Below are 4,496 nucleotides of genomic sequence, written 5' to 3' on the forward strand. Positions count from 1 at the left end.
CAAGGCGGCGCGACCACGCCCTGGCCCGCTGGCAGGCGGCCCCGGCCGCCCGAGACGCGCACCCCCGCGAGGACCATCTGCTGCCGCTGATGGTGGTTGCCGGGGCCGCCGATGCAGACGTGGGGGAACGGGTATTCGCCTGTCGGGCCATGGGCGCCACCATTGCCGCGCACCGTTTTGGCTGATACTGGCGGCTGGTGTCTGGTGACCGCCCGTCGGTGTCCTGCTGGAGTCCGGACGGTGCCCACCTGCTGTTCGGCCCGGTATCGGCCCTGCGTTCGAGCCGGTCACCGGGGGAGGTGCGCACGCAAGGGCATGCGGCGTACGCGCCCGCTTGCGCATGTCACAACGGGCGGGGCGGCCCACGACAACCGTGGCGCGCACAATGTCTCATATGCAATAGTTTGAAATAACGCGTGTTTTTTGGGGCGAGATTTTTTTTGCACATCGGGCCCACCAAACACTTGCGTTTTCGTGAAAGGGGTAATATTCCGCAGTGTTGTGTGGGTCCGAAAGGCGGACCCTTTCCCGTTTGCGCGAGAGTCATTTGTGAATACTATGGAAGGCATCAGGACTGTTCAGGGGTACATCGTGCCGCTCACCCTGAAGGGGCACGACGACATGGCCGCCAAGGTGGCCGTGTCCGCCGGGGATACCGAGTTCCACATCGTCCCGCGCGGTGCCGGGGCCGACCTGGCGGCGCACATCAATGCCCACGTGGAAGTCGTGGGCACGGTGCGCGAAAAGGATGGCGAGCTGCTGTTGCAGGTGCGCAGCTACAAGCTCACCGACGGCTACGAGCACGAGTGGTACGACGACGACGTGGAATAGCCGCCGTCGCCCATGCTCCGCCAGCCAGAGACGACTGGCTGGCGCCATCGGATACTACACGCCGCGCGCGGGCTCTGGCCGCGCGGCTCTCCGCGCTTGCCGCGCCGCAGGGGTGCGTTCTTTCGACGCCTCCTTTCTTCCGTCCCCCCTTGCCCCCTTTCCAACCTTTCCGCGTGCCGCGTTTCCGGTCGCGCCTGTCGTCACGTCCGCAGCCTTTCCTCCAGCCACTCCCGCAGTCACGCTCCCAGCCGCGCCCATGCCCGCCTCGCGGCCATGCGCCTCATCCGGACAGCGCCCCACCTTTGCCTCCACCCCGGTCCTTTTCGGACCGGCCGCGTCCGGTGCTCTTGGCGCAGCCCATGGGGCATGCTAGATTGTTCGCATGCGCGAAACCGTTCCCCCGTTTCGAGAACCCACCCTCAAGGGCGACTACCGACGTCCCGACCCGGATGCCCACGCCGGACAGCACGAGCCGGGGTTGGCCTGCAGGCCAGCCGCATCGTGCGTGGAGCCCGGCCCGATAGACGGGATGGACGCCGGGGAGGGCGACGGGGTCGGCAGGGGCGCGCGCGAACTGGTGCTTACCTTTTCCGGCACGTGGGACGTGGCCACCATCGGCCGCATGACCGCTCGGCTGCTGCACCGTTGCACCGAGGTGGGCAACGCCTGCGCGGTGCCGGGTGATGCCCCCGTGGTGCATCTGGACCTGACCGAAGTGAACCGCCTGGATACCGCCGGGGCGCAACTGCTGTGCCGGGCCGCCGCCAGCATGGCGACGGCGGGGGCCCACGTGGTGTGGCACGTGTCCGATCACGGCCAGTCCACGCTGCTGGACCGGGTGCGCGCCATCGACACTGCCGCCGTGCCGCGTGCGCGTCGCATATCTCCCGTGGTGGGCGCGCTGAACGCCATCGGCGCATCCATCGTCGAGGAACTGGAGCAGACCCGTTCCATCACCGGCTTCCTGGGCATGTTCCTGGTCTCGCTGGCGGCTGCCGTGGTCCGACCGTGGCGGCTGCGCTGGGTATCCATCGTGCACCACATGGAACAGACCGGCATCCAGGCCGTGCCCATCGTGGCCCTGCTGACCTTTCTCATCGGGCTGGTCACCGCGTACATGGGGTCGGAGCAGTTCACCCGTTTCGGGGCGCAGGTGTTCGTGGTGAACCTGATAGAGGTCTCCACCCTGCGCGAACTGGGCGTGCTGCTGACGGCGCTCATCGTGGCGGGGCGTTCCGGCTCGTCGTTCACCGCCCAGATCGGGGCCATGGTGGCCAACGAAGAGGTGGACGCCATGCGCTCCATGGGGCTGGACCCCATGGAGGTGCTGGTGATTCCCCGCGTGGTGGCCCTGGTGCTGATGCTGCCGGTGCTCACCTTCATCGCCGATTTCATGGGCGTGCTGGGCGGGGGCATTGCCTCGTGGCTGTCGCTGGGCATCTCGCCCGGCGCGTTCGCCGTGCGCTTCCTGGAGATCACCCGGCTGGCCAACTTCGTCACCGGGCTGGTCAAGGCGCCGTTCTTTGCGCTGATCATCGGCATCGTGGGGTGCTTTCAGGGTTTTCGGGTGACCGGCAGCGCGGAATCGGTGGGACGGCTGACCACCCAGTCGGTGGTGGAGTCGATCTTCCTGGTCATCGTGGCCAACGCGGGCTTCGCCATCCTGTTCATGTCGCTGGGGGTATAGGGTGACGGACGCGCCCATCATCTCGCTACGGGGCATTGCCAACCGCTTCGGCCCGGTGACGGTGCACGAGAATCTGGACCTGGACGTGCGGCCCGGCGAGGTGCTGGGGCTCATCGGCGGATCGGGTTCCGGCAAGTCGGTGCTGCTGCGCACCATCCTTGGCCTGCGCCGCCCCCAGGCGGGGGAGGTGCGCGTGCTGGGGGTGGACATCACCCATTCCGACGAGGCCGCCCGCCGCGCGGTGCGCCGCCAGTGGGGGGTGCTCTTTCAGGACGGGGCGCTGTTCTCGTCGCTGTCGGTCATCGAGAACATCAAGGTGCCCCTGCGCGAGTTCACCAACCTGCCGCCCGAAACCATGGACGATGTGGCTGCCCTGAAGCTGCGCATGGTGGGCCTGGCACCGGAGGCGGCGCTGAAATACCCGTCCGAACTTTCCGGCGGCATGCGCAAGCGCGCGGGGCTTGCCCGCGCCCTGGTCATGGACCCGGCGGTGGTGTTTCTGGACGAACCCACGGCGGGGCTGGACCCCATCGGCGCCGCGGCCTTCGACGCGCTGATCGCGGACCTGCGCGACGCGCTTGGGCTTACCGTGGTCATGATCACCCATGACCTTGATTCGCTGTACGCCGTGTGCGACCGGGTGGCCGTGCTGGCGGAAAGGCGCATCTACGCCGTGGGCACCATTCAGGAATTGCTGCGGGTGGACCACCCGTGGCTGCGCGAATATTTCACGGGGCCGCGCGGGCGCGTGGCCGCCGGGGTGTCCGATGCTTCGGGCCACACCGGGTACGCCGCCCATGCCGGGCAGCCCCCGGCCCAAGGGAGATGACATGGAGATCAGGGCAAGCTACGTGCTGGTCGGTGTGTTCACGCTCATGGCCGTGGTGGGGGCGCTGGCCTTCATCCTGTGGACGGCGGGTCGCGGCAGCGGCGTGAACCTCGTGCAGTACGACATCAATTTCACCGGGCACGTTTCCGGCCTCAGCGTGGCCAATGACGTGCTGTTCAACGGGGTGAAGGTGGGGGCGGTGAAGGCCATCACCATCAGCCCCACCGACCCTGGCCGGGTCAAGGTGCGCATCGAGATCGCGGCCAACACCCCCGTGCGCGAAGACTCCATGGCTTCGCTGGAGGCGCGCGGCATCACCGGCGTGACCGTGGTGCAGATTTCCGGCGGCACGGCCACCAGCCCACTGCTCAAGCCGCAACCCGGCGAAGAGGTGGCGGTGATTCCTGCCCAGCTTTCGCGGCTGGAGGCCCTGTTCGCCGGGCTGCCCGCCGTGGTTTCCGACAGCCGCGAACTCATCCAGCGCATCGCGGACATGGCTGGCGACGAGAATCGCCGGGCGCTGGCGCAGACGTTGCAGTCGCTGGACGTGCTCTCCGCGCGGCTGGCCGCCCGGGCCGACGCCATGGATCGCATCATCGGCAACCTGGACGTGACCACCCGGCGCCTCGCCAACGCATCCGCCGGGCTGGAGGACGCCACCGTCGACATGCGCGACTACCTGCGCACCGATCTGCGCGAATCCACCCGTGCCGTGGGCGACATGGCCCGGCGCATGGACGGCATGGTGGCGCGCGCCGAGCCGGGCGTGGCCAAGTTTTCGGGCGAGGGGCTGGAAGACATGCGCCGCCTGCTGGCCGAGGCGCGCCAACTGGTGGCCACGCTGGACCGGCTGGCCCACAAGGTGGAAAGCGACCCCCGCCGCTTCCTGTTCGGCAACCCCGTACCGGAGTATGATGCCCGATGATGTCCGCCCCCGCTCCGCGCCCGTCCGCCTCGCGTTCCCTTGTTCATCGCGCAGCCGCATCGCCTGTGCCGAGCCCGGGCGCCATTGGTCCCGTCCGCCGGAAGCACCGGATCTGGTTGTTGCTGCTCTCCCTGCTGCTGGCCGTCCTGCCCGGCTGCGCCCGCGTACTGGACCCCGGCCCCGCGCCCACCCACCTGCTGCTGGCCCCGGCCATGCCCGGCCCC

Annotated in this window: 4 protein-coding genes and 1 pseudogene; all 5 read left to right on the forward strand. The window is 68.6% G+C overall.

Annotation, left to right across the window (positions count from 1 at the left end):
• Positions 1-185: pseudogene (locus FVW27_RS08280) on the forward strand (DODA-type extradiol aromatic ring-opening family dioxygenase); the annotation flags it as partial.
• 373 nt (positions 186-558) lie between these two features.
• Positions 559-831, forward strand: coding sequence for a hypothetical protein (locus tag FVW27_RS08285; RefSeq protein WP_208294702.1), 273 nt, complete (start codon positions 559-561; stop codon positions 829-831).
• Between the two features lie 382 nt (positions 832-1,213).
• Positions 1,214-2,518: an ABC transporter permease gene (locus FVW27_RS08290; RefSeq protein WP_167124255.1), complete on the forward strand. Its 1,305-nt coding sequence runs from the start codon at positions 1,214-1,216 to the stop codon at positions 2,516-2,518.
• A gap of 1 nt (position 2,519) precedes the next feature.
• The gene (locus FVW27_RS08295) at positions 2,520-3,347 is read left to right on the forward strand and encodes an ATP-binding cassette domain-containing protein (protein WP_167124256.1); all 828 of its coding nucleotides are present in this window, start codon (positions 2,520-2,522) and stop codon (positions 3,345-3,347) included.
• 1 nt (position 3,348) lies between these two features.
• On the forward strand, positions 3,349-4,272 hold the full coding sequence (locus FVW27_RS08300; RefSeq protein WP_167124258.1) for an MlaD family protein: 924 nt from the start codon (positions 3,349-3,351) through the stop codon (positions 4,270-4,272).
• Positions 4,273-4,496 lie beyond the last annotated feature (224 nt).

This window comes from Nitratidesulfovibrio liaohensis (assembly GCF_011682075.1).
Lineage (GTDB): Bacteria > Desulfobacterota > Desulfovibrionia > Desulfovibrionales > Desulfovibrionaceae > Cupidesulfovibrio > Cupidesulfovibrio liaohensis.